The 22,131-nt window shown below is 58.7% G+C and carries 25 protein-coding genes; 5 read left to right on the top strand and 20 right to left on the bottom strand.

What is annotated here, in order from left to right:
* Position 1 precedes the first annotated feature (1 nt).
* The 16 genes from queE to KVQ82_RS07650 form a co-directional block, all read right to left on the bottom strand.
* On the bottom strand, positions 2-649 hold the full coding sequence (queE, locus tag KVQ82_RS07725; protein WP_041068581.1) for a 7-carboxy-7-deazaguanine synthase QueE: 648 nt from the start codon (positions 647-649) through the stop codon (positions 2-4).
* Between the two features lie 166 nt (positions 650-815).
* The gene (gene ybgF / locus KVQ82_RS07720; protein WP_064588907.1) at positions 816-1,652 is read right to left on the bottom strand and encodes a tol-pal system protein YbgF; all 837 of its coding nucleotides are present in this window, start codon (positions 1,650-1,652) and stop codon (positions 816-818) included.
* Positions 1,653-1,658: 6 nt separating this feature from the next.
* The gene (gene pal / locus KVQ82_RS07715) at positions 1,659-2,156 is read right to left on the bottom strand and encodes a peptidoglycan-associated lipoprotein Pal (RefSeq protein WP_003178634.1); all 498 of its coding nucleotides are present in this window, start codon (positions 2,154-2,156) and stop codon (positions 1,659-1,661) included.
* 52 nt (positions 2,157-2,208) lie between these two features.
* The gene (tolB, locus tag KVQ82_RS07710; RefSeq protein WP_164747834.1) at positions 2,209-3,489 is read right to left on the bottom strand and encodes a Tol-Pal system beta propeller repeat protein TolB; all 1,281 of its coding nucleotides are present in this window, start codon (positions 3,487-3,489) and stop codon (positions 2,209-2,211) included.
* 17 nt (positions 3,490-3,506) lie between these two features.
* Complete coding sequence (gene tolA, locus KVQ82_RS07705) at positions 3,507-4,583, bottom strand: cell envelope integrity protein TolA (protein WP_041068568.1); 1,077 nt, start codon at positions 4,581-4,583, stop codon at positions 3,507-3,509.
* A complete protein-coding gene (gene tolR, locus KVQ82_RS07700) occupies positions 4,583-5,035 on the bottom strand; it encodes a protein TolR (RefSeq protein WP_161794900.1) in 453 nt (150 codons plus the stop codon). The genes tolA and tolR overlap by 1 nt, the downstream gene beginning before the upstream one ends.
* Positions 5,036-5,058: 23 nt before the next feature.
* Positions 5,059-5,754, bottom strand: coding sequence for a protein TolQ (gene tolQ / locus KVQ82_RS07695; protein ID WP_007912733.1), 696 nt, complete (start codon positions 5,752-5,754; stop codon positions 5,059-5,061).
* On the bottom strand, positions 5,744-6,211 hold the full coding sequence (gene ybgC / locus KVQ82_RS07690) for a tol-pal system-associated acyl-CoA thioesterase (RefSeq protein ID WP_027612533.1): 468 nt from the start codon (positions 6,209-6,211) through the stop codon (positions 5,744-5,746). Before ybgC ends, tolQ begins: the two co-directional genes overlap by 11 nt.
* Before the next feature lie 127 nt (positions 6,212-6,338).
* Positions 6,339-7,400, bottom strand: a complete 1,062-nt coding sequence (ruvB, locus tag KVQ82_RS07685; protein WP_041068559.1) for a Holliday junction branch migration DNA helicase RuvB — start codon at positions 7,398-7,400, stop codon at positions 6,339-6,341.
* Positions 7,401-8,009: a Holliday junction branch migration protein RuvA gene (ruvA, locus tag KVQ82_RS07680; protein WP_003227522.1), complete on the bottom strand. Its 609-nt coding sequence runs from the start codon at positions 8,007-8,009 to the stop codon at positions 7,401-7,403.
* Positions 8,010-8,123: 114 nt separating this feature from the next.
* Positions 8,124-8,651, bottom strand: coding sequence for a crossover junction endodeoxyribonuclease RuvC (gene ruvC, locus KVQ82_RS07675; RefSeq protein ID WP_007951206.1), 528 nt, complete (start codon positions 8,649-8,651; stop codon positions 8,124-8,126).
* 141 nt (positions 8,652-8,792) lie between these two features.
* Entirely contained in the window at positions 8,793-9,539 is a 747-nt protein-coding gene (locus KVQ82_RS07670) for a YebC/PmpR family DNA-binding transcriptional regulator (protein WP_003227527.1), read from the bottom strand.
* 127 nt (positions 9,540-9,666) lie between these two features.
* A complete protein-coding gene (aspS, locus tag KVQ82_RS07665; protein ID WP_095668473.1) occupies positions 9,667-11,442 on the bottom strand; it encodes an aspartate--tRNA ligase in 1,776 nt (591 codons plus the stop codon).
* Positions 11,443-11,542: 100 nt separating this feature from the next.
* Positions 11,543-11,764, bottom strand: a complete 222-nt coding sequence (locus KVQ82_RS07660) for an FmdB family zinc ribbon protein (RefSeq protein WP_003227532.1) — start codon at positions 11,762-11,764, stop codon at positions 11,543-11,545.
* A gap of 118 nt (positions 11,765-11,882) precedes the next feature.
* The gene (locus KVQ82_RS07655; RefSeq protein WP_145594823.1) at positions 11,883-12,233 is read right to left on the bottom strand and encodes a ribbon-helix-helix domain-containing protein; all 351 of its coding nucleotides are present in this window, start codon (positions 12,231-12,233) and stop codon (positions 11,883-11,885) included.
* 183 nt (positions 12,234-12,416) lie between these two features.
* Complete coding sequence (locus KVQ82_RS07650; RefSeq protein WP_003227537.1) at positions 12,417-12,887, bottom strand: Dps family protein; 471 nt, start codon at positions 12,885-12,887, stop codon at positions 12,417-12,419.
* Positions 12,888-13,197: 310 nt separating this feature from the next.
* Between KVQ82_RS07650 and KVQ82_RS31810 the strand changes: the two genes are divergently transcribed.
* Positions 13,198-13,800: a cold-shock protein gene (locus KVQ82_RS31810; RefSeq protein ID WP_041068544.1), complete on the top strand. Its 603-nt coding sequence runs from the start codon at positions 13,198-13,200 to the stop codon at positions 13,798-13,800.
* A 72-nt stretch (positions 13,801-13,872) separates the two neighbouring features.
* Here KVQ82_RS31810 and KVQ82_RS07640 read toward each other — a convergent pair whose 3' ends face one another.
* Positions 13,873-14,079, bottom strand: a complete 207-nt coding sequence (locus tag KVQ82_RS07640) for a SlyX family protein (protein ID WP_007962092.1) — start codon at positions 14,077-14,079, stop codon at positions 13,873-13,875.
* A 3-nt stretch (positions 14,080-14,082) separates the two neighbouring features.
* Complete coding sequence (locus KVQ82_RS07635; protein ID WP_041068712.1) at positions 14,083-14,508, bottom strand: HIT domain-containing protein; 426 nt, start codon at positions 14,506-14,508, stop codon at positions 14,083-14,085.
* Between the two features lie 894 nt (positions 14,509-15,402).
* On the opposite strand from KVQ82_RS07635, the gene KVQ82_RS07630 reads away from it, so the two are divergent.
* Positions 15,403-16,752, top strand: coding sequence for an OprD family porin (locus tag KVQ82_RS07630; protein WP_041068541.1), 1,350 nt, complete (start codon positions 15,403-15,405; stop codon positions 16,750-16,752).
* Positions 16,753-16,870: 118 nt separating this feature from the next.
* On the opposite strand, the gene KVQ82_RS07625 is transcribed toward KVQ82_RS07630, so the two are convergent.
* Positions 16,871-17,713, bottom strand: coding sequence for a mechanosensitive ion channel family protein (locus KVQ82_RS07625; protein ID WP_041068538.1), 843 nt, complete (start codon positions 17,711-17,713; stop codon positions 16,871-16,873).
* Positions 17,714-17,893: 180 nt separating this feature from the next.
* Positions 17,894-18,379 carry a YajQ family cyclic di-GMP-binding protein gene (locus tag KVQ82_RS07620; protein ID WP_003227548.1) on the bottom strand — a complete coding sequence of 162 codons (486 nt, stop codon included), beginning with the start codon at positions 18,377-18,379 and terminating at the stop codon, positions 17,894-17,896.
* 140 nt (positions 18,380-18,519) lie between these two features.
* On the opposite strand from KVQ82_RS07620, the gene KVQ82_RS07615 reads away from it, so the two are divergent.
* From KVQ82_RS07615 to KVQ82_RS07605, 3 genes are read left to right on the top strand one after another with little or no spacing between them, the layout of a single operon-like run.
* A complete protein-coding gene (locus KVQ82_RS07615) occupies positions 18,520-19,437 on the top strand; it encodes a putative 2-dehydropantoate 2-reductase (protein ID WP_222018556.1) in 918 nt (305 codons plus the stop codon).
* Between the two features lie 45 nt (positions 19,438-19,482).
* A complete protein-coding gene (locus tag KVQ82_RS07610; RefSeq protein ID WP_222018555.1) occupies positions 19,483-21,519 on the top strand; it encodes a HAMP domain-containing sensor histidine kinase in 2,037 nt (678 codons plus the stop codon).
* A gap of 3 nt (positions 21,520-21,522) precedes the next feature.
* On the top strand, positions 21,523-22,107 hold the full coding sequence (locus tag KVQ82_RS07605; protein WP_222018554.1) for a cob(I)yrinic acid a,c-diamide adenosyltransferase: 585 nt from the start codon (positions 21,523-21,525) through the stop codon (positions 22,105-22,107).
* The last annotated feature ends 24 nt before the right edge of the window (positions 22,108-22,131 follow it).

Here is a 22,131-nt window from a genome sequence, read left to right as displayed (position 1 = left end):
ATCAGCGCCCCGGCTCGTCATTCCATAGATATTTATGCAGCTGCAACTGCAACCGCACCGGCAGGTTGTCTGCCACCACCCAGTCCGCCAGATCCCTGGCATTGAGGTCATGATGACTTGGGGAAAACAGCACTTCACCCGCACGTCGATCAAGACCGTACTGGATCAGCTTCGAGACCGCCCAGTCATAGTCGTCCCGCGAGCAGATGACAAACTTCACCTGATCGTTGGGCGTCAGCAGTTCGATATTTTCGTAGCGGTTGCGGTGCGCCTCTTTGGAGTCCGGCGTCTTCAAGTCGACTACGCGACTGACGCGCGGATCGACCGCCGAGATATCGAGCGCACCACTGGTTTCCAGTGACACTTCGTAACCGGCATCGCACAACTGTTTGAGCAAAGGGATGGCATTGGGCTGCGCCAGCGGCTCACCGCCGGTCACACAGACATAGCGTGGGCGAAACCCGGCCACCTGCTCGAGGATGTCGTCGAGGGTGCGGATCGTACCGCCGCTGAACGCATAGGCACTGTCGCAGTATTGGCAACGCAATGGGCAACCGGTCAGGCGCACAAAAACCGTGGGCAGCCCGGCAGTCCGCGTTTCCCCCTGCAACGAGTAGAAAACTTCGGTGATTCTCAATGTGTCTTGCATAGTCGCCACGGGCGTAACAGCTAAACAGGCTGTCCGCCTCCGTCAGGCACTTCAGGCAACCCCGCCAACGCGTAGATCACCAGAAGCGTGTTTCAGAAAAAGGGCGTGAATTCTAACGAAAAAACCCGCGACAAGCGCGGGTTTCTTCCAAACGGGTCAAACACACTTACATGCGTTGCAGATCGCGTTGGGCCAACTGAGCAGCGGAGGTCCCCGGGTATTGGGAAACCACCTGTTGCAGAATGCCTTTGACCTTGTCGGTATGACCGAGGCGGCGCTCTACATCAGCCAGCTTGTACAGCGAATCCGGCACTTTGGCGTGCTTGGGATAGAGCTGTGAAACCTTGGCAAAAGCCTGACCCGCACCTTGCAGATCGCCCTTGGCCAGGTTCACTTCGCCCAACCAGTACTGGGCATTGCCCGCATATTGGCTGTTCGGGTATTTGCGCAGGAATGCCGAGAAAGCCTGGCTGGCCTTGTCGAAATCCTTGGCTTTGATCAGGTCGAAAGCCGCATCGTAATACAGCTTTTCCTTGGCCGGATCACCCGGTTCGCTACTGGCAGCAGGTGCCTGGGCGGCAGCAGCCCCGGCGCCAGCGGCAGCACCGGCAGCAGCACTTGCATCGCCACCGGCAGAAGAATTCTCAGGAGTCGCGGCAGGTGCAGCACCGGATCCTATGCGCCGATCAAGATCCTGGTATCGCTCCAGGGATTCCTGCTTCATGCGCGCAACCTGATTCTGCAGTTCTTCGATCACACCTTGCTGGCGCGATATCTGATCCTGCATCTGTTGCAGTTGGTTGAACAGCATGCCCTGTGCCGAGGCAGGGGCCGAAGCCGCTCCCCCGGCATAGGCGCCGTTCGTACCGTAACCCGCAGGCGGATAACTGCTCCCGCTATTGTTATAACCGGAGTTGTCATCGACCACAGGAACCGCAGCCCACGCCGCAAGCGGCGCGAGGCTGAGAGCCAGAACAGTTACAGCACGACGGCACGTTCGCATATCGAATTACTTACGCAGTTCGACGCGACGGTTTTGAGCCCAGGACTGCTCGTCGTTGCCGGTAGCAACTGGACGCTCTTCGCCGTAGGAAACCAGTTCCAGCTGAGCTGGGGAAACACCTTGCAGTACCAGGTAGCGCTGAACGGCTTTCGCACGACGCTCGCCCAGTGCCATGTTGTACTCACGAGTACCACGTTCGTCGGTGTTGCCTTCCAGAACAACGCGAGCGCCGTTTGCTTTCAGGTCTTTGGCGTGAACGTCCAGAGCGCGCATGGCTTCTGGCTTCAGGTCCGAGCTGTCGTATTCGAAGTAGAAGGTGGTGATTGCGCGCAGAGCAGCTTCTTCGCTCAGGGAACCGTCAACGGCACCAGTGTTTGCGCCGTAACCAGCGTTTGGATCAACAGCGCCTTCACCGGCGTTGTCGCCGCCTTTGGACGAGCAACCTACAGCTACAGCCATGGCCAGAGCCAGCGCAGCAAATTTACCAAACTTCAGCATTTCCATCGTGAAACTCCTAATGAACCCCAGTGTGTTAAGTAAAACGTAAAGCGCCGCGTCAGTTCAGGTAAGGGGACCAGGACGGTTCTCTGACTTCGCCTTGTGCGGTAGGAAGCGGGAGCCTCACGCGTCCATTAATGGACACGAGCATCAAGACTCCCCGGCCCTGCTGGCGGGTGGCGTAGATTACCATGGTGCCGTTGGGCGCAACAGTGGGTGACTCGTCCAGAGTGCTATCAGTGAGGATCTTTACACTGCCTCGCTGCAAATCCTGCGCCGCCACCTTGAAATTGGTGAAACCGTCCTGGCGATGGATCATCACCAGGGTCTTTTCATCAGCCGAAAGCTTCGGGTTGGCGTTGTAGTTGCCAATGAAGGTCACACGCTCGGCACCACCGCCGCTGGCGCTGGTCTTGTAGATCTGCGGCTTGCCGCCACGGTCCGAGGTGAAGTAGATGGTCGAACCATCCTTGCCCCAGTACGGTTCGGTGTTGATGCCAGGGCCTGCAGTCACACGAGTGATCTGACGCGAACCCAGGTTCATCACATAGATGTCCGGGTTGCCGTCTTTCGACAGTACGAACGCCAGGCGATTGCCATCCGGCGACCAGGCTGGTGCGCCGTTCAGGCCTTCGAAGTTGGTGATCTGCTCACGGCGACCGGTGTCGATGTTCTGCATGAAGATCCGAGGACGCTTCTGCTCGAACGACACGTAGGCGATGCGCTTGCCATCCGGTGCGAAACGCGGCGACAGGATCGGCTCGCGCGATTGCAGCAGAGTCACGGCACGGGCACCGTCGTAGTCCGAACGCTGCAGGGTGTAGCGAGTGTTCTTCTCGGAGAAACGCTCGGCTGTCACGTACAGCAGACGGGTCGAAAACGCACCTTTGATACCGGTGAGTTTTTCGAACGACTGGTCCGAGATGAAGTGCGCCATGTCACGCAGTTGCTCGGTGGTACCGGAAACACTGCCGTCAGCCACTTTCTGCTCGGTAGCCACGTTGAACAGTGCCCACTGCACCTGCAGACGACCGCCGGCTGGCGCAATGCTGCCGACCATCATGTATTGAGCACCCACCGCCTTCCAGTCACGGAAGATGATTTCGCTCGGCTGGCTTGGCTGGCTGATCATGTTCTGCTTTGGAATCGGCGAGTAGTAGCCCGAGTTCCGCAAATCGTTACCAATGATTTCAGCCATGTCGTCCGGCAACACGGCACCGCCCTGCATGCCGAACGGTACGACGGCAATCGGGGTGGCCCGATCGCTGCCGCTGGTGACCAGAATGTTCTTTTCATCAGCCATCGCGATCCCTGCCATGCAGCAGATCACGACCAGCATTCCTCGAAGAAGGTTTCTCACAAGGCTAGATCCTCAGGTGTGAATGTCATCTTGAATGAACGATACGGAGCGAAATCGCTCGGCTTCATTCCCTGCATTTCCGTCAAACGTCCAATATTCTTCACTGCCGCGACTGCCGAAGCATCGAACGGACCGTCGCCACTGGATTTGGCCACGCTGACCGAAGTCACCGTACCGTCCGGCAACATGCCGATTTGCAGCACGACCGTCATGCCTTTGCGTGCCGAAGGAGGACGCGCCCAACCTTCCGCTGCCCGCGCACGAATCAGGTCATCGAAACTGCCCGCGACTTCGTCACCCTGCTCATCGGCCAAGGCCTGCTGACGCTGTGGCGTATCGGAAAGCAAATCTGCCAGGGCCTGAGCCTTTTTCTCTTCGGCGGACTTACGTGCCGCTTCCTGCGATTTTTTCTTCGCAGCATCGGCAGCAGCTTTCTTCTTCGCTTCGTCGGCGACTTTCTTCTTCGCCTCTTCAGCTTCAGCTTTTTTCTTGGCGTCTTCGGCGGCTTTCTTCTTCGCGTCTTCGACGATCTTCTTCTTGGCTTCTTCAGCGGCCGCTTTCTTGGCCTCTTCTTCAGCCGCCTTCTTGGCTTCTTCTTCGGCTTTCTTCTTGGCTATATCAGCCAATTGTTTCTCTTCTGCCTTCTTGGCCTCGGCTTTCTTCGCATCGTCGGCTTTCTTGGCTTCATCAGCCTTTTTCGCCTCGTCCGCTTTCTTCGCCTCGTCGGCCTTCTTGGCTTCCTCGGCTTTTTGAGCCGCTTCTTCTTTCTTTTGTTCCGCAGCCTTCACCGCTTCCTGCTCGACCTTTTTCTGTTCCATCTGCTCGACTTCGGTCTGGCGCGCGGCGGATTTCTTCGCCTCACCCGCAATCTTCTGATTGGTCTGGGTGGTTGCCTGACTTTTCGATTTCAGCTGGTACAGGGTCGCCTGGACAATCGGCTTGGCCGGCGGCAACTCGGGTGTGAAGGCAAAACTGACGAACAGCATGCCGAACACCAGCACGTGCAGGACAATCGCCAGAACACTGGGCCAGAAGTAGCTTTCCGAGGCGGACGGCTCTCGCTGTTGCTGCATCAGGGGGCCTCGGTAATCAAACCAACATTACCGACCCCGGCTTTCTGCAACCCGCCCATGGCCCCCATGACGGCGCCGTAATCGACCGACTTGTCGCCACGGATAAAGACCTGGGTACGCTTGCCGCCTTCGGTGCCGGCGCGAATGATCTTGGTCACTGCGTCAGTCATCTGTGGCAGCGTCATTGCCCTGTCCTGCTGCTTTTCAGTATCGACTTCGCTGCCAAGGTTCCAGTAGTAGGTCTTGTCAGCCTTGATCGAAATGGTCAGCACCTGAGTGTTGTTGTCCTGCGGCAAGGCTTCGCTGGAAACCTTGGGCAGATCCACTTTCACGCCCTGATTGAGCATCGGCGCGGTCACCATGAAGATAACCAGCAGCACCAGCATCACGTCGATGTATGGCACCACGTTCATCTCGGCGACCGGCTTGCGCTTGTTTCGGGCTCGAGCGATTAAAGCCATCGGGAAATACCTGCTTATTCTTCGCTGGTGTGCACTTTGCGGTGCAGGATCGCCTGAAACTCATCGGCGAAGGTGTAGTAGCGGCTCAGCAAGGTTTCGCTGCGGGCAGAGAAACGGTTGTAAGCGATAACGGCCGGGATCGCGGCAAACAGGCCGATCGCAGTGGCGATCAGGGCTTCGGCGATGCCCGGGGCCACGGTGGCCAGGGTCGCCTGCTGGGCGCTGGCCAGACCGCGGAAGGAGTTCATGATGCCCCACACGGTACCGAACAGACCGATGTACGGGCTGACCGAACCCACGGTGGCGAGAAACGGCAGGCTCTGCTCCAGCTTTTCTTCCTCACGGGAGATGGCAACGCGCATGGCCCGCGCCACACCTTCCATCACCGCTTCCGGGTCAACACCTGGCTGCTGACGCAGACGGGAGAATTCCTTGAAGCCGGCACGGAAGATCTGCTCCACGCCGGAATCCGGATCCGGGTTGCTGCCGGCCTGACGGTACAGCTTGGACAGGTCGATACCCGACCAGAAGCGCTCTTCAAAGCTCTCCAGGGCGCGTCGACCGGCGCGCAGCAGATTGCTGCGCTGAAAGATCATGATCCATGAGGTCACCGATGCGGCCACCAGGGTCAACATTACCAACTGCACCACGATGCTGGCATTGCTGACCAGGCTCCACATGGAGGAATGGTCGACGACGTTAGCTTCCACGCTTTATCTCCTGCTTTGAGTGTGTACCCGTGCCGCCCGCGTCGGCAAAGGCCGCACGCAAGGATTCGGGCATGGCCCGGGGTTTCAAACTGTCGGTGCGCACGCAGGCCACCAGAAACTGCCCTTCACAGAGCAGCACATTATCCGTGGCCCGCCTGACCTGCTGTTTGAAGCGCAGGCTGGCACGGTTCAATTCGATTACATCAGCGCTTACCAGCAGTTCGTCGTCCAGTCGCGCCGGCGCGTGGTAGCGCGCTTCGCTGGAATGCACGACAAACAACAGGTCCTCTCCGGCCAGTTCCGACTGGGCAAAGCCCAGCGTCCGGAGCCGCTCGGTTCGAGCCCGTTCCATAAACTTGAGGTAATTAACGTAATACACGATGCCGCCCGCATCGGTGTCCTCGTAATAAACGCGACAACGATGTGCGAACGGCTCAAGCCCGTTTTGCGCGCGCATACTCTAGTGCTTACTCCTCGGGTTGCCAATCCGGCCAGGCAACTGTTTTTTCAGTGTTTAAGGCTTTACCGCAAAAGTACCGTCCTGTGACAGTACAAACGCTGAATAAATCGCCAAAAAATGTGTATCAATCGTCCACGGCATCGAGAAACTCGTCTGCCACGGGCATCTCGCCCATTCGTGACGGAATGTTTAAACCGAAATGCAAGTACGCATGCCGCGTCACCACCCTGCCCCGCGGTGTACGCATGATGTAGCCCTGTTGAATCAGGTACGGCTCCAGCACGTCTTCGATGGTGTGGCGCTCTTCACTGATCGCCGCCGCCAGACTGTCAATGCCCACCGGGCCGCCATCGAACTTCTCGATCATGGTCAGCAGCAAGCGCCGGTCCTGGTGATCGAAGCCGTGTTCGTCGACGTCCAGCAGGTTCAACGCCAGATCGGCCACCGACTTGGTGATGTGGCCCTTGGCCCGCACTTCGGCAAAATCGCGTACCCGCCGCAGCAGACGGTTGGCGATCCGCGGCGTACCGCGGGCACGACGAGCAATTTCAAAAGAGCCCTCCGGGTCCAGCGGCAGTCCGAGAATAGACGCCGAACGACTGACAATCGTCGCCAGATCCGCCGTGCTGTAGAACTCAAGACGCTGGACGATACCGAAGCGGTCACGCAACGGATTGGTCAGCATGCCGGCACGGGTTGTGGCGCCCACGAGAGTGAACGGTGGCAGATCCAGCTTGATCGAGCGTGCCGCCGGCCCTTCACCGATCATGATGTCGAGCTGGAAGTCCTCCATCGCCGGGTACAGCACTTCTTCAACGATGGGTGACAGACGATGGATTTCGTCGATGAACAACACGTCGTGCGGTTCAAGATTGGTCAGCAGAGCCGCCAGATCGCCCGGACGTTCAAGTACCGGACCGGACGTGCTCTTGATCGACACGCCCATTTCCTCGGCGATGATGTTGGCCAGCGTGGTTTTGCCCAGACCCGGCGGGCCGAAGATCAGCGTATGGTCGAGGGATTCACTACGGCCACGCGCCGCCTGGATGAACAGTTCCATCTGCTCGCGCACGGTCGGCTGGCCAATATAGTCGGCCAGACTGACCGGGCGAATGGCCCGATCCTGGACTTCTTCGCGCTCGCGCGGACTATGCGCGGCGGCGATCAGACGATCAGCTTCAATCACTTAAATCATTCCCTTCAGGGCGCGGCGGATCAGGTCTTCACTGCTCAAATTCTTGTCCTTGATGGCGGTAATCGCCTTGCTCGCTTCCTGCGGCTTGTAGCCCAGGGAAATCAGCGCACTGACGGCATCGTTCTCGGCAGTGTTGACCGGCGCCGGGCCGTCCGGCTGGTTCGGCACCAGAGCGAACATGGCTGGTGAGGTTTCCCAGGCCTTGAAACGATCCTTGAGTTCGACCAACAGGCGCTCAGCGGTTTTCTTGCCGACCCCCGGGACCTTGGTCAACGCCGAGGTGTCCTGGGATTGCACGCAGCGGATCAGCTCATCGACTTCCAGACTCGACATCAGCGCCAGGGCCAGTTTCGGCCCGACACCATTGAGACGGATCAACTCACGAAAAAAGTCTCGCTCACGCTTGCCGGCGAAACCATAGAGTAACTGCGCGTCTTCGCGTACGACCAGATGGGTGTGCAGCGTCAGCGGTTCACCGACCGACGGCAGACGATAAAGGGTGGTCATGGGCACTTCCAACTCATACCCGAGGCCGTTTACATCCAGAATCAGGTGCGGCGGCTGTTTCTCAGCCAGGGTGCCGCGCAAGCGTCCAATCACGTTTCAGATCCTTGAGCGTTGGCCAGCCGTGGGCTGGCGACAGATGGAAGGCGGGAATCGGGCCGACGACCCAGGCGCAAAATCCGCATTCCGCAAAAATGATTGCTGATGCTATCAGAGACGCAGGCGCCCGCCACGACTGCGTGCGGTTCCCAAACCATGCGGCAGCAGGCTGGAACGGGTATGCGCGTGACAAATGGCAATGGCCAGAGCATCCGAGGCATCGATCTGCGGCTTGCTGGTCAGCTTGAGCATGTGCATGACCATCATCTGCACCTGTTCTTTATTGGCCGCGCCGGTGCCGACCACGGCTTGCTTGACCTGAGTCGCGGTGTACTCGGCAATCTCCAGGCTCTCCTCGGCGCCAGCCACAATGGCGGCGCCGCGAGCCTGCCCGAGTTTGAGGGCGGAATCGGCGTTTTTCGCCATGAACACTTTTTCGATGCCCATGGTCACCGGGCCATAGGTCTGAATGATTTCACGCACGCCGCGATAAACGATCTGCAGCCGCTCATGCAGCTCGCCGGCGCCGGTACGGATGCAGCCCGATGCCACATAGATGCAGCCGCCACGTCCGGTATCGCGAACAATCCCGTAACCGGTGATGCGCGAACCGGGGTCGATACCCAGAATTAATGTCATAACGCCTGCTGGTTCGAAATAACACAAAAACAAATGTGGGAGCTGGCTTGCCAGCGATGACGGAGTGTCAGGCGCCATCATTGCCTGAGGTGCCGACGCCATCGCTGGCAAGCCAGCTCCCACATTGAATCGTAGTCGCTCTTAACCGAGCTGAGCGGCCACGTCTTCCGGAATGTCCGCGTTGGAGTAGACGTTCTGCACGTCATCCAGATCCTCAAGCATGTCGATCAGCTTGAGCACCTTCTCCGCGCCTTCCAGATCCAGTTCGGCGCTGGTGGTCGGCTGCATGACGATTTCCGCGTCGTCGCCCTTGAACCCCGCCGCTTCCAGCGCGTTGCGCACGGCATAGAAGCTGGTGAACGAGGTGAACACGTCGATCGAGCCGTCTTCATGGCTGACCACGTCGTCGGCATCGGCTTCCAGCGCCGCTTCGGTCAGGGCGTCTTCATCGACGCCCGGGGCGAAGCTGATCTGCCCTTTGCGCTCGAACAGATAAGCCACCGAGCCGTCGGTGCCGAGGTTGCCGCCGCATTTGCTGAATGCATGGCGGACAGCTGCAGCGGTACGGTTGCGGTTGTCGGTCATGCATTCGACCATCACCGCCACGCCGCCCGGGCCGTAACCTTCATAGGTCAGCTCTTCAACGTTGTCCGCTTCCGTCGCACCGGCGCCACGCGCCACGGCGCGGTCGATGATGTCGCGGCTCATGTTCGCGCCAAGGGCCTTGTCCAGGGCCAGGCGCAAGCGCGGGTTGGAACCCGGATCGCCGCCGCCCTGACGGGCCGCAACGGTCAGTTCACGGATCCACTTGGTGAAGATCTTGCCTCTCTTGGCATCCTGACGTTCTTTGCGGTGCTTGATGTTCGCCCACTTGGAATGACCTGCCATAACTCGCTCCGAATTCTCTTGAAACGTTGCCCACCCTGCTCACGCAGTGGCCAGCCAACAAAAAATCTCGACCTGCTCTCTATAGAAAGAAAAAAGGCGCATCCGAAGATGCGCCTTCAGGCCCGTCTTACTCAGCCTTTGGCGTTTCGCGCAAACGAATGTGCAGCTCGCGCAGCGCCTTGGCATCCACCACACCCGGCGCTTGCGTCATGACGTCCGCAGCACTCTGGGTTTTCGGGAAGGCGATCACTTCACGGATCGACTGGGCGCCGGTCATCAGCATCACCAGACGGTCCAGACCGAAGGCCAGACCACCGTGCGGCGGCGCACCGTACTTCAGCGCGTCGAGCAGGAAGCCGAACTTCTCTTCCTGTTCCGCTTCGTTGATGCCCAGCAGGCGGAACACCGCTTGCTGCATTTCCTTGCGGTGGATACGGATCGAACCGCCGCCCAGCTCGGTGCCGTTCAGTACCATGTCGTAGGCACGGGACAGAGCGCCGGCCGGATTGGCTTCCAGCTCTTCAGGCGAGCACTTCGGTGCGGTGAACGGGTGGTGCAACGCAGAGAAGCTACCGTCGTCGTTTTCTTCGAACATCGGGAAGTCGACGACCCACATTGGCGCCCATTTGCAGGTCAGCAGGTCGAGGTCGTGGCCCAGCTTGATACGCAGCGCGCCGAGGGCTTCGCTGACGATCTTGGCCTTGTCGGCGCCGAAGAACACGATGTCGCCGTCAACTGCACCAACGCGATCAAGGATCACGTTCAGGTTGGCTTCAGGGATGTTTTTCACGATCGGCGATTGCAGACCGTCAACACCGGCAGCGCGCTCGTTGACCTTGATGTACGCCAGGCCCTTGGCACCGTAGATGCCGACGAACTTGGTGTAGTCGTCGATCTGCTTGCGCGGCATGCTCGCCCCGCCTGGAACACGCAGTGCAGCGATACGGCATTTCGGATCGTTGGCCGGGCCGCTGAAGACCTTGAATTCGACTTCCTTGAGCTGATCGGCAACGTCGACCAGTTCCAGCGGGTTACGCAGGTCTGGCTTGTCGGAGCCGTAACGACGCATGGCTTCTTCGAAGGTCATGTGCGGGAATTCGCCGAACTCCAGATCCAGCACTTCCTTGAACAGGTTGCGGATCATGCCTTCGGTCAGGCCCATGATGTCTTTTTCGTCGAGGAAGCTGGTCTCGATGTCGATCTGAGTGAACTCAGGCTGACGGTCGGCACGCAGGTCTTCGTCACGGAAGCACTTGGCGATCTGGTAGTAGCGGTCGAAACCGGCAACCATCAGCAGTTGCTTGAACAGCTGAGGCGATTGCGGCAAGGCGAAGAAGGAACCGGCGTGAGTACGGCTCGGCACCAGGTAGTCGCGAGCACCTTCCGGGGTCGCGCGGGTCAGGATCGGCGTTTCCACGTCAAGGAAGCCGTTCTCGTCGAGGAAGCGACGGATACTGGTGGTCATGCGCGAACGCAGACGCAGCTTCTCGGCCATTTCCGGACGACGCAGATCGAGGAAGCGGTAGCGCAGGCGGGTTTCTTCGCCGACGTCGGAGTATTCGTTGAGCGGGAACGGCGGGGTTTCCGCTTCGTTCAGCACTTCCAGCTCGTAGCCCAGCACTTCGATCATGCCCGACGCCATGTTGGCATTGGTTGCACCAGCCGGACGCAGACGCACCTTGCCGGTGATTTTCACCACGTACTCGCTGCGCACGCGATCGGCGGCGGCGAAGCTTTCGGCGCGATCCGGATCGAACACCACCTGAGCCAGACCATCACGATCACGGATATCGAGGAAAATCACCCCGCCGTGGTCGCGACGACGGTGAACCCATCCGCAAAGGGTAATTTCCTGGCCTTCCAGGCTTTCGTTCAGTTGGCCGCAATAATGGCTGCGCATCATGGTAGTGGTTTCGCTTCTCGTAATTCGAAATTCGGTGGAGATACCGTCGCACTCAAGCACTGCGGAATCTCACGCGTGTCGTTCGACCTGGGCCTGAACCCTAGTCAGATTTGTCGCCACCGGCCAGATTCTTCTTGGCTCCGGTCTTGAAATCGGTTTCGTACCAACCGCTGCCGCTGAGGCGAAAACCCGGCATGGACAGCTGTTTTTTGAGCTCTGGCGCCTGACAGGCAGGGCAGTCGACCAGCGGTGCCTCGCTGATCTTTTGAATGGCTTCCAACTGATGACCACAGGAAGCACATTGGTAATCGTACATCGGCATGGGGGTGTCTCGGCGATCAGATTGCCACCGCGCGCAGGGCTTTGCGGCGAAAGAGCGGGATTATATCCATTAAATGCGGGCTGTGCAGCCGTAAGACTGCACAGCCCGCCACGTCATTTCAAGTATTGGTCGTTCCGGGCATGACGGCCGCCGGGGTATCCCGCAGACCATTCATCACACACACCACCCGCACCAGACCGCTGAAGTTTTTCACCCCGCCGTGGCGCAGGTGCACTTCACGGTCCACATGTGACAGCAGCGTGCTGACCGAACAGCCGTTGTGCCCGGCCATGTCACCAAGAATGTTCCAGTAAACCTGCTCGAGCCTCAAGCAAGTGGCAAACCCGTTCAAACGCACTGACCTTGCCAGCGGCCGGATCAACTCAAAATCAAAATCGCTGACAAACGGATCGACCTTCATTTCCCGTTGCGAACCGACATGCTCGCATCGCCTGTCTCCACCTACCATATCGCTGACACTCCTTTGCCATCGCTGCTTGTAATAAAGACAACATCCTGTGCCTTCATAAAAACGCAGACGCAAAGTCAGCGCCAGATGACTAGTTGCCCAGCGACGTAGGATAAGCCGACATGTTCAGTAAGATTTGAAACAGTACGCGGACATCCCCCCGGACATCCGCGCAAACGCTTGTCAGGTCTCGAGCAACGCGCGCAGCATCCACGCAGTCTTCTCATGCACCTGCATGCGCTGGGTCAGCAGGTCGGCTGTCGGCTCGTCACTGACCTTGTCCAACAGCGGGAAGATCCCGCGAGCGGTACGAGTCACAGCCTCTTGGCCCTCGACCAACTGTTTGATCATGTCCTCGGCGCTTGGCACGCCGACTTCCTCTTTAATGGAGGAGAGTCGCGCGTAAGTCGCGTAGGCACCCGGCGCCGGAAAACCCAGGGCGCGGATACGCTCGGCGATCAGATCCACCGCCAGCGCCAGCTCGTTGTATTGCTCTTCGAACATCAGATGCAGGGTCCTGAACATGGGACCTGTGACGTTCCAGTGGAAGTTATGAGTTTTCAGATACAGCACGTAGGTGTCCGACAACAACCGCGACAGCCCCTCGACGATGGACTTGCGGTCTTCTTCACTGATACCGATATCGATTGCCATGCTTACCCCCTAAGGCGATTGAATTCATCCAACAGGTGCAGACCCACTCTAGCAAGGCAGCCGCGACCTCGCAGCCGGCAATTTTCGCTCGCTGTGCGACAAATCGACCGGGCAGGTGCCGCTGGCCGGGGTGATTTGAGTCGCTGCAGGCTTTGCTGTTAAATAGGCAGTGTGTCGCTATGCCCCATTTTTCGGGGCCTCGCGCATAGGCTGATGCCGGGCACGTGTCCAACGCCTCTTTATTGTTTCCGAAGCGAACCGTGCGCCTTCAGCTCTTCCTTGTGAGCCGTCATAACGTGAGCCAATCAAAATGTTGAAAATCGTCCACCTGCTAATGGGCGCAGCGGCCTTGCTGCTGTCGTTCATACCCAGCTTGAAAGCCGAAGCTGTTCCTTACCTGCAACAACCCGATGCACTTTACCTGGCCTTTTTCGGCCTGCTGAACCTGGTCATCGCTCCAGTGATTCCTTACTGGAACAAAGGCCCGCGCCAGCATCTGCAAAATCTGGTCAGCGCTCTTCTCGTGCTGACTGTCGTCCTGCAAACCCTGACCCTGATCGCACCAATGCCTGTCATCGCCGGTCAACCGGCCGTGTTGTTCAGTCTGGTAATCGCCTTGGTTGCCGTGGTCCTGCATCTGGCCATCAGCTTCTACAAGTCTTCACCGGCCGCCGCACCGACTACCTATGACATGAGCAACCGCGATACCGGTACCGTCAAGTGGTTCAACACTTCCAAAGGGTTCGGCTTCATCTCCCGGGATTCCGGCGATGATATTTTCGTGCACTTTCGTGCAATCCGTGGCGAAGGCCACCGCGTCCTGGTCGAAGGCCAACGCGTGGAGTTCTCGGTGATGAACCGGGACAAAGGCCTGCAAGCCGAGGACGTGATCGCCGCCCTGCCGCGTCGCTGATTCGAGGCAACAAAAAACCGCGAGCAGCCAGGCTGCTCGCGGTTTTTTTACGCCTGCACAAACGTGTTGGCATCAGTAATGCGGCGGTGGTGCTTCTTCCTCGAAAGAATCGAACTGCCCGACCATCTCCTCCTGACGCTTGAGCAACGCCGCCATTTGCAACTGCAGGCGCTCGATCACGCGCTGCTGCGCCACCAGCTCATCGTTCAACGCCTGAATGGTGTCATCCTGAAACGCCAGGCGGCTTTCCAGATCGGTAACGCGCTCTTCAAGGTTCATGGTTCAACCCTCCAGAAACGTGAAGTGTTCGGTCAGCACCAGACTCAGCCGCTCACGAATGCCCGCCACCTCCTCGGCACTGTAGGGTCTGGCCGGGTGTTTACCCCAGACCGGCGCCGGCCAGGCCGCGTCATCACGCTTGCGCACGATCACATGCATGTGCAACTGGCTGACAACGTTGCCCAGCGTCGCAACGTTCAACTTGTCGGCGTCGAACAGATCCTTCAGCAGCTCGGCCAGCGCCGTGGTTTCCTGCCACAACTGCTGCTGGTCGGCGACATCCAACTGAAACAACTCGCTGATATCGTCGCGACGAGGCACCAGGATGAACCACGGGTAATTGGCATCGTTGGACAGCAGCAGCCGGCAGAGCGGGAAATCGCCGATGGTCAGGGTGTCCTGTTGAAGTCGTGAATCTAAAGCAAACACTGCGTGCACTCCCGGCTGATCGACATAATTCAGCTTAGCGGCCGTGAACGACAGGCGACACACCAAGCGACAGGCAGGCAGCATACCTGCGAATCCATCAGGCTTCACGAGCGCCGTGCCCGCCCAGGCCATCACAGCCCAGGCAAGGGACATTTGCAGAGACCGCGCACCATTACAGCGCCAGGACGGTGCCCGGACACGGGCAAACACCCGAAATGGGCAGGTTCATTGACAGCAGGCTCGTCACAAGCTGTATGAATCCGGTACAGCCTGTAAATTTTTTGCACCAAAACCGCACAGTGCGTCTACGCTCAGTGCGTCGGGCATCCGCCAAATACTCACTGACGGGGTGAACCGGTAACGTTTTTGGTTGTCATGGCCCCACGCGAACCTGACAACACGATGCAAAGGTATGCGTCAAGCCCCTGATACAAAAGGGCTTGAACCCCCGTTTTTATGCGGTTTTTACAGCGAAAGGCGGGTGTGCAGAAAAATAAACGTGGCATCCCTGCACTTTGTGCACGCTTGTTGCATTGAGACACACATGGTCTATAGCGCACCACGGGAAGTGGCAGCTTGAGACCAAACAAATACGGTGGCAGGGTTGCCCCAATGGAGATTCAAGTGTTTTGCCAGGGACTCTTTTTTACCGATGCAAAAAGGCCCAGAAACAGCGATAAAGTTGTCAGCCCGGCTGCATGGGTAACGTGAATTTGCGACATCAACCCAGCTGTTTGCGACGTCGTCGTAAAGATCATGAAAGGTTGTATGAGCAAGTATCGCCAACATTGTCGGCGTGATATAAGTTTGCGCCGACACAAAAAGAAAGAGCCGCCCAGATAATAAAACAGGTGGGACGGCAGTACTCTTCTAAAACCAAAGGAGCAAATCACGATGCGCGTGATGAAGTGGAGCACAATCGCACTGGCAGTTGCAGCAGCAGCCAGCACTCAGTTGGCTACGGCCGCCCCGTTTGTTAGTGACCAGGCAGAAGCCAAAGGTTTCGTTGAAGATGCAAAACTCACCGAAACGTTGAAGAACTACTACTTCAACCGCGACAACAAGAACGGCGGTCACGACCAGAAAGACTGGACTCAGGGCTTTCTCGGTAACTTCACTTCCGGTTACACCCAAGGCACCGTAGGCGTCGGTATCGATGCATTCGGTTACCTGGCGGTCAAACTGGATGGCGGTGATGGTACTTCCGGCACCGGTAACATGAGCCGTAGCGACACCGTCAAAGCCAACGGTTATGCACACGACGTTAACGACAGCCAAGGCAAAGCCGGCGCAGCCGTTAAATTCCGCATCTCCAAAACCGAGCTGAAATTTGGCGACATGCAGCCAAGCACCGCTCCGGTATTCGCTGTTGGCGGCTCCCGTATCCTTCCGCAAACGGCCACTGGCTTCCAGTTGCAGAGCAGCGAAGTCAAAGACCTTGACCTCGAAGCCGGTCACTTCTACTCGGCCACCAGCCAGGACAAAAACGCTCGTGAAGGCGGCCTTTACGCCACTTACGCGGGTGTTGAAGCCAAAAACATCGACTACTTCGGTGGCAAATACGGCATCACTGACAACCTGACTGCCTCGCTGTACGGCGCCAAGCTGGAAGACATCTGGAACCAGTACTACGCCAACGTGAACCTCACCACCCCATTCGGTGGCGACACTTCGCTGAACACTGACTTCAACATCTACCGCACCACCGACACCGGCAGCGCCAAAGCGGGCGACATCAGCAACACCGCCTTCTCGCTGGCAACCGCCCTGTCGTTCCTGAAGGCACACACCTTCACCCTGGCCTTCCAGAAGGTCAACGGCGACACTCCGTTCGACTACATCGGCGTAGGCAAGAACAACCGTGGTGGCGACTCGATCTTCCTCGCCAACTCCATCCAGTACTCCGACTTCAACGGTGCAGGCGAGAAATCCCTGCAAGCCCGTTACGACCTGAAAATGGCCGAGTACGGCGTTCCTGGCCTGAGCTTCATGGTTCGTTACGTTAAAGGTTGGGATATCGACGGTACCCACACTCCAGCGGGTAGCGCTTACGCCGGCCTGTACGGTGAAGACGGTAAACACCACGAAACCAACTTCGAAGCCAAGTACGTTGTTCAGTCTGGCCCAGCAAAAGACCTGTCCTTCCGCATCCGTCAAGCCTGGCACGTTGCTAACGCTGACGAAGGCGAAGGCGACGTTAAAGAGTTCCGCCTGATCACCGAATACCCACTGAACATCCTGTAATTATCAGTGGTTAGTTTGGAAGCATAAAAAAAGGCCCATCTTCGGATGGGCCTTTTTGATTGCCTGTCACTTGTCATAAATGCCTGACCAACAAGTCAGGCATTTAATTAGCAACCTATCATTGTGTAGCTGTTTCCTGAACCACACGAATCACCCGCTGTGGAAACGGAATATCAATACCGGCCGTCTTCAAACGATCACGCGACTGTTCGTTAAACATGAACATCACGTCCCAGTAGTCTGCAGTTTTAACCCATACACGCAGGGAAACAGTGATCGAACTGTCACCCAGCGTCGAAATGACCGCTTGTGGCGCAGGGTCCTGCAATACGCGCTCATCCTTGGCCAGATCCAGCAGTACCTGACGGGCTTTCTGCAGATCCGCTTCGTAATCCACACCCACGTCGAACACCACCTTGCGGGTTGGCTGACGGTTGGTGTTGGTGATGATGCCGTTCGACAGATTGCCGTTCGGGACGATGATGGTCTTGTTGTCACCGGTACGCAGCACGGTGTGGAAAATCTGGATGCTGTCGACAGTACCCGCCACGCCTTGCGCTTCGATCCAGTCGCCGATACGGAACGGACGGAACAGCAGAATCAGCACGCCGCCAGCGAAATTCGCCAGGCTGCCCTGCAACGCCAGACCGATGGCCAGGCCAGCAGCACCGATCGCGGCCACGAACGAGGTGGTTTCCACGCCGATCATCGAGGCCACGCTGACGATCAGCAACACCTTGAGGATGATGTTCGCCAGGCTGCTGATAAAGCCTTGCAGCGCCAGGTCGGCATTGCGCAGGGCCAGCAGACCGCCAAGCTTTTGCGTGACCTTGTTGATCAGCCACCAGCCGATCGCCAGGGTAATCACCGCCAGCAGCACACGGCTGCCGTATTCCATGATCATCGGAATCCACGCCTGGGACGCCTTGACCAGGTTGTCTACCTCAGCATTCAAATCCATCTTCCATCTCCTGATTTCCGGCTACCCGGGCTGTAAAAAATCAGCGGCAGAAACCGCCAGGTATACATAAAACAATGTGGGAGCGAGCTTGCTCGCGAAGGCGATGTGTCAGTCAACTCATGGCTGAATGACATACAGCTTTCGCGAGCAAGCTCGCTCCCACAATTCTTCTGACCGGACTTAGTCGCGGAAGTTGTTGAACTGCAGCGGCATGCCGAATTCCTTGGCACGCAGGGCCGCGATGGCTTCCTGCAGGTCATCGCGTTTCTTGCCGGTCACGCGCACCTGTTCGCCCTGAATGGCGGCCTGCACCTTGAGCTTGGCGTCCTTGATGTGAGCGACGATTTTCTTCGCCAGCTCCTTGTCGATGCCTTCCTTGAGGATCGCGTCCTGCTTCATCAGCTTGCCCGAGGCATAAGCGTCTTTGACTTCAAGGCACTGCACATCGATCTTGCGCTTGGTCAGGGCCAGCTTCAGGATCTCGATCATCGCTTCCAGCTGGAACCCGGCTTCAGCGGTGAGGTTGACGGTCAGGTCCTTTTCCTTGAACTCGAAGCTGCCTTTGCCTTTCAGGTCATAACGACGATCGAGTTCCTTCACGGCGTTCTCGACCGCGTTGGTCAGCTCGTGTTTGTCCAGTTCGGATACCACGTCGAACGACGGCATGTAGTCTCTCCAATAAAAAGGCGCGCTCGATCAGGAGGGAGCGCGCTTGGCTTGCGGTTAAAATCCGGCTCATTATAACGGGTCTTTTCCCACCAACACGGCGAGCCTTGCATGCCAGTACCTTACCGAGTGAAAAACTGATGTCCACCCCCTGGCACGTTCTCGGCGCCGGGAGCCTCGGCACCCTCTGGGCCACGCGTCTGGCCCGCGCGGGTCTGCCGGTACGGCTGATCGTGCGTGATGCCGAGCGTTTGCGCAGCTATCAGGCGGCCGGCGGGCTGACCCTGGTCGAGCACGGCGCAGCCACCACCTACGCCGTCCCCGCGCAAACGGCGGATGACCCGGAGCCGATCCGCCGCCTGCTCGTCGCCTGCAAAGCCTATGATGCCGAAAGCGCGGTCGCCCGCCTCGCCCCGCGCCTGAGCGCAGATGCCGAGCTGATCCTGCTGCAGAACGGCCTCGGCAGTCAGGACGCGGTCGCAGCGGTGGTTCCGCAGGCACGCTGCATCAGCGCCTCCAGCACCGAAGGCGCGTTCCGCGACGGCGACTGGCGCGTGGTGTTTGCCGGCCACGGTTTCACCTGGCTGGGCGATGCCGGTCATCCGGTGGCGCCGATCTGGCTGGACGACCTGCAAGCGGCGAACATCCCCCACGAATGGAGCACCGACATCCTCACCCGGCTGTGGCGCAAACTGGCGCTCAATTGCGCGATCAATCCTTTGACCGTGCTTCACGATTGCCGTAACGGCGGACTGGAGCAGCATCAATGCGAAGTCGCCACGCTGTGCGCGGAACTGGCCGAGTTGCTGGAGCGTTGCGGTCAACCGGCAGCCACGCTCAATCTGCAACAGGAAGTCGAACGAGTAATCCACGCCACGGCGGCCAACTACTCGTCGATGTATCAGGACGTGGCGAACCAGCGCCGCACCGAAATCAGCTACTTGCTGGGCCACGCCTGCAAAGTCGCCACCCGTCATCAACTGAACCTGCCGCACCTCAAGCAATTGCAGCAGCGTCTGGTCGAGCATCTGCGCAGCCTTGGATTGCCCAGCGACTGAGCAGCGGCTACGCTGCCCACTTGTTCCTCTGCTGCGATAAACCTGATGCCATTGCGCCAGCGCCTTGAAAACCTGCCGGTCGGCCAGAAACTGCTGGCCGCCCTGCTGGTGTTGTTGACCACCGTCCTGCTGGTCGCCAACCTGACCTTTATCAGCGCCGCCTATTACATCTCCCAGGAAAGCATGGCGCCACAGGCGCTGCAGACCATCGGCCGGTTGATCTCCAACCCGAGCCTGGTCGCGCAAGCCCTGGAATCACCACAAAGCGCCGAACGCCTGCTCAAGGAACTCGACAGTTATTCGCCGCTGCGCGCGGCAGCGCTGTATGACGGCAAAGGTGACCGTCTCGCTCAGGTGCAGCGTGGCGACAAGCTCAATCTGCCGGAACACTATCGACACATCGAAGCCTGGCAACTCACCGAGTTTCGCAGCAACCAATTGATCACCCTGCCTCGCCCGGGCACTGCACCGGGTCATCTGCTGCTGGTGGCCAGCAGTGAACTGCCGATGGCGTTTTACACCGGCACCCTGACTGCCAGCCTCGGCATCCTGATTTTCAGTGTGCTGCTATGGCTGGTAATCGCGCGACAGATCAAACGCCTGATCACCCGCCCGATCCATGAGCTGGAGGAGCTCTCGCGCCAGGTCACTCGCGAAGAGAACTACGCCCTGCGCGCCTCGCGCGGCAATCACGACGAAATCGGCAGCCTCGCCGAGGCGTTCAACACCATGCTCTCGCGCATCGAAGCCCGCGAGCAGCAGCTCAAGCGCGCCCGCGATGACTCGCAGGCCGCCTACGATCAGGCTCAGGGGCTGGCCGAAGAAACCCGTCACACCAACCGCAAGCTGGAACTGGAAGTCCAGGTTCGCAGCAAGATCGAGAAGAAGCTCACCGGCTTCCAGAACTACCTCAACAGCATCATCGACTCCATGCCCTCGGCGCTGATCGCCCTCGACGAACAGCTCTACGTGACGCAGTGGAACCAGGAGGCCAGCGCCCTCTCCGGCACGCGCCTGGATGAAGCGTTGAACCAGCCGATCTTCCTCGCCTTCGAACCGCTCAAGCCGTTTCTGCCGCAACTCAAGCAGACCGTGGAAGAACACACGGTGGCGAAGATCGATCGAGTGACCTGGTTCAAGGACGACGAACCCAAGCATTACGCCCTGACCTTCTACCCGCTGATGGGCGGTGCCGGGCGCGGCGTGGTGATCCGTATCGACGACATCACCCAGCGCCTGTCGCTGGAAGAAATGATGGTGCAATCGGAAAAAATGCTCTCGGTCGGTGGCCTCGCCGCCGGCATGGCCCACGAGATCAACAACCCGCTCGGTGCGATCCTGCACAACGTGCAGAACATTCGCCGGCGACTGTCGGCAGATCTGCCGAAGAACCTCGAAACCGCCGAACAGCTCGGCATCGAGCTGGACACGGTCAACCGCTACCTGCAAAGCCGTGAAGTGCCGAAGTTGCTCGACGGCATCCAGCAGGCCGGCGCCCGCGCAGCAAAAATCGTCACCCACATGCTCAGTTTCAGCCGGCGCAGCACCCGGCAAATGGCCCCGTGCGATTTGCCCGCGCTAATCGATCAAGCAGTGGAAATTGCCGGCAACGACTTCGATCTGGCGATCGGTTTCGACTTCAAGGGTCAGGCGATTATCCGCCAGTTCGACCCGGCGCTCGGCCCGGTGCCAGGCACCGCCAACGAACTGGAGCAGGTGCTGCTCAACCTGCTGAAAAACGCTGCGCAAGCCATTCATCAGCGCGACGATGACAGCGAGCCCGGGCGAATCATCCTGCGCACCCGACTCAATCCGCCATGGGCCGAGATTCAGGTCGAAGACAACGGCATCGGCATGAGCGAGAGCGTGCGCAAACGCACCTTCGAGCCCTTTTTCACCACCAAGGAAATCGGCCAGGGCACGGGGCTGGGGCTGTCGGTGTCGTACTTCATCATTACCAACAACCATAAAGGCCAGATGGAAGTGCAATCGGCGCCGGGCCAGGGCACCTGTTTCACCCTGCGTCTGCCGCTGACACAACCGGCAGCCATCGCCGCCGAAACCAATCAACTAACGAGGTAACCCATGGGCTTTCGCTTGTCGAAGATCTACACCCGCACCGGCGACAAGGGTGAAACCGGCCTGGGCGATGGCCGCCGCGTGCCCAAGGATCACCCGCGCATCGAAGCCATTGGCGAAGTCGACACACTGAACAGTCAGGTCGGTGTGCTGCTGGCCGGGCTGATCGCCGAGCGCGAGGCGTTCCCCGATCTGAATGAACTGATCGAGGTGCTCGCGCCTTGCCAGCATCGTTTGTTCGATCTGGGCGGTGAGCTGGCGATGCCGGCCTATCAGGCGCTGAACACGGCGGAAATCGAACGCCTGGAAGCAGCGATTGATGTGTGGAACGAAGAATTGGGGCCGCTGGAGAATTTCATTCTGCCCGGCGGTTCGATGCTGATCGCCCAGGCTCATGTATGCCGCAGCCTGGCGCGCAGTGCCGAGCGGCGCTGTCAGCATTTGAATGCGATTGAGCCGTTGGCCGGGGTGGGGTTGGCGTACATCAATCGGTTGTCAGATTTGCTGTTTGTGGCCGCAAGGTTGATTGCGCGGCGGCAGGGGATTGCAGAGATTCTGTGGCAGCCGGCGGCCAAACCTTCAGGAACGTAGTGTTTGATCGGCCGCCATCGCTGG

Origin of the sequence: Pseudomonas sp. AO-1, from assembly GCF_019775695.1 — a bacterium.
GTDB classification, from domain to species: domain Bacteria; phylum Pseudomonadota; class Gammaproteobacteria; order Pseudomonadales; family Pseudomonadaceae; genus Aquipseudomonas; species Aquipseudomonas parakoreensis.
This window is presented reverse-complemented; position numbering and strand designations above follow the sequence as displayed.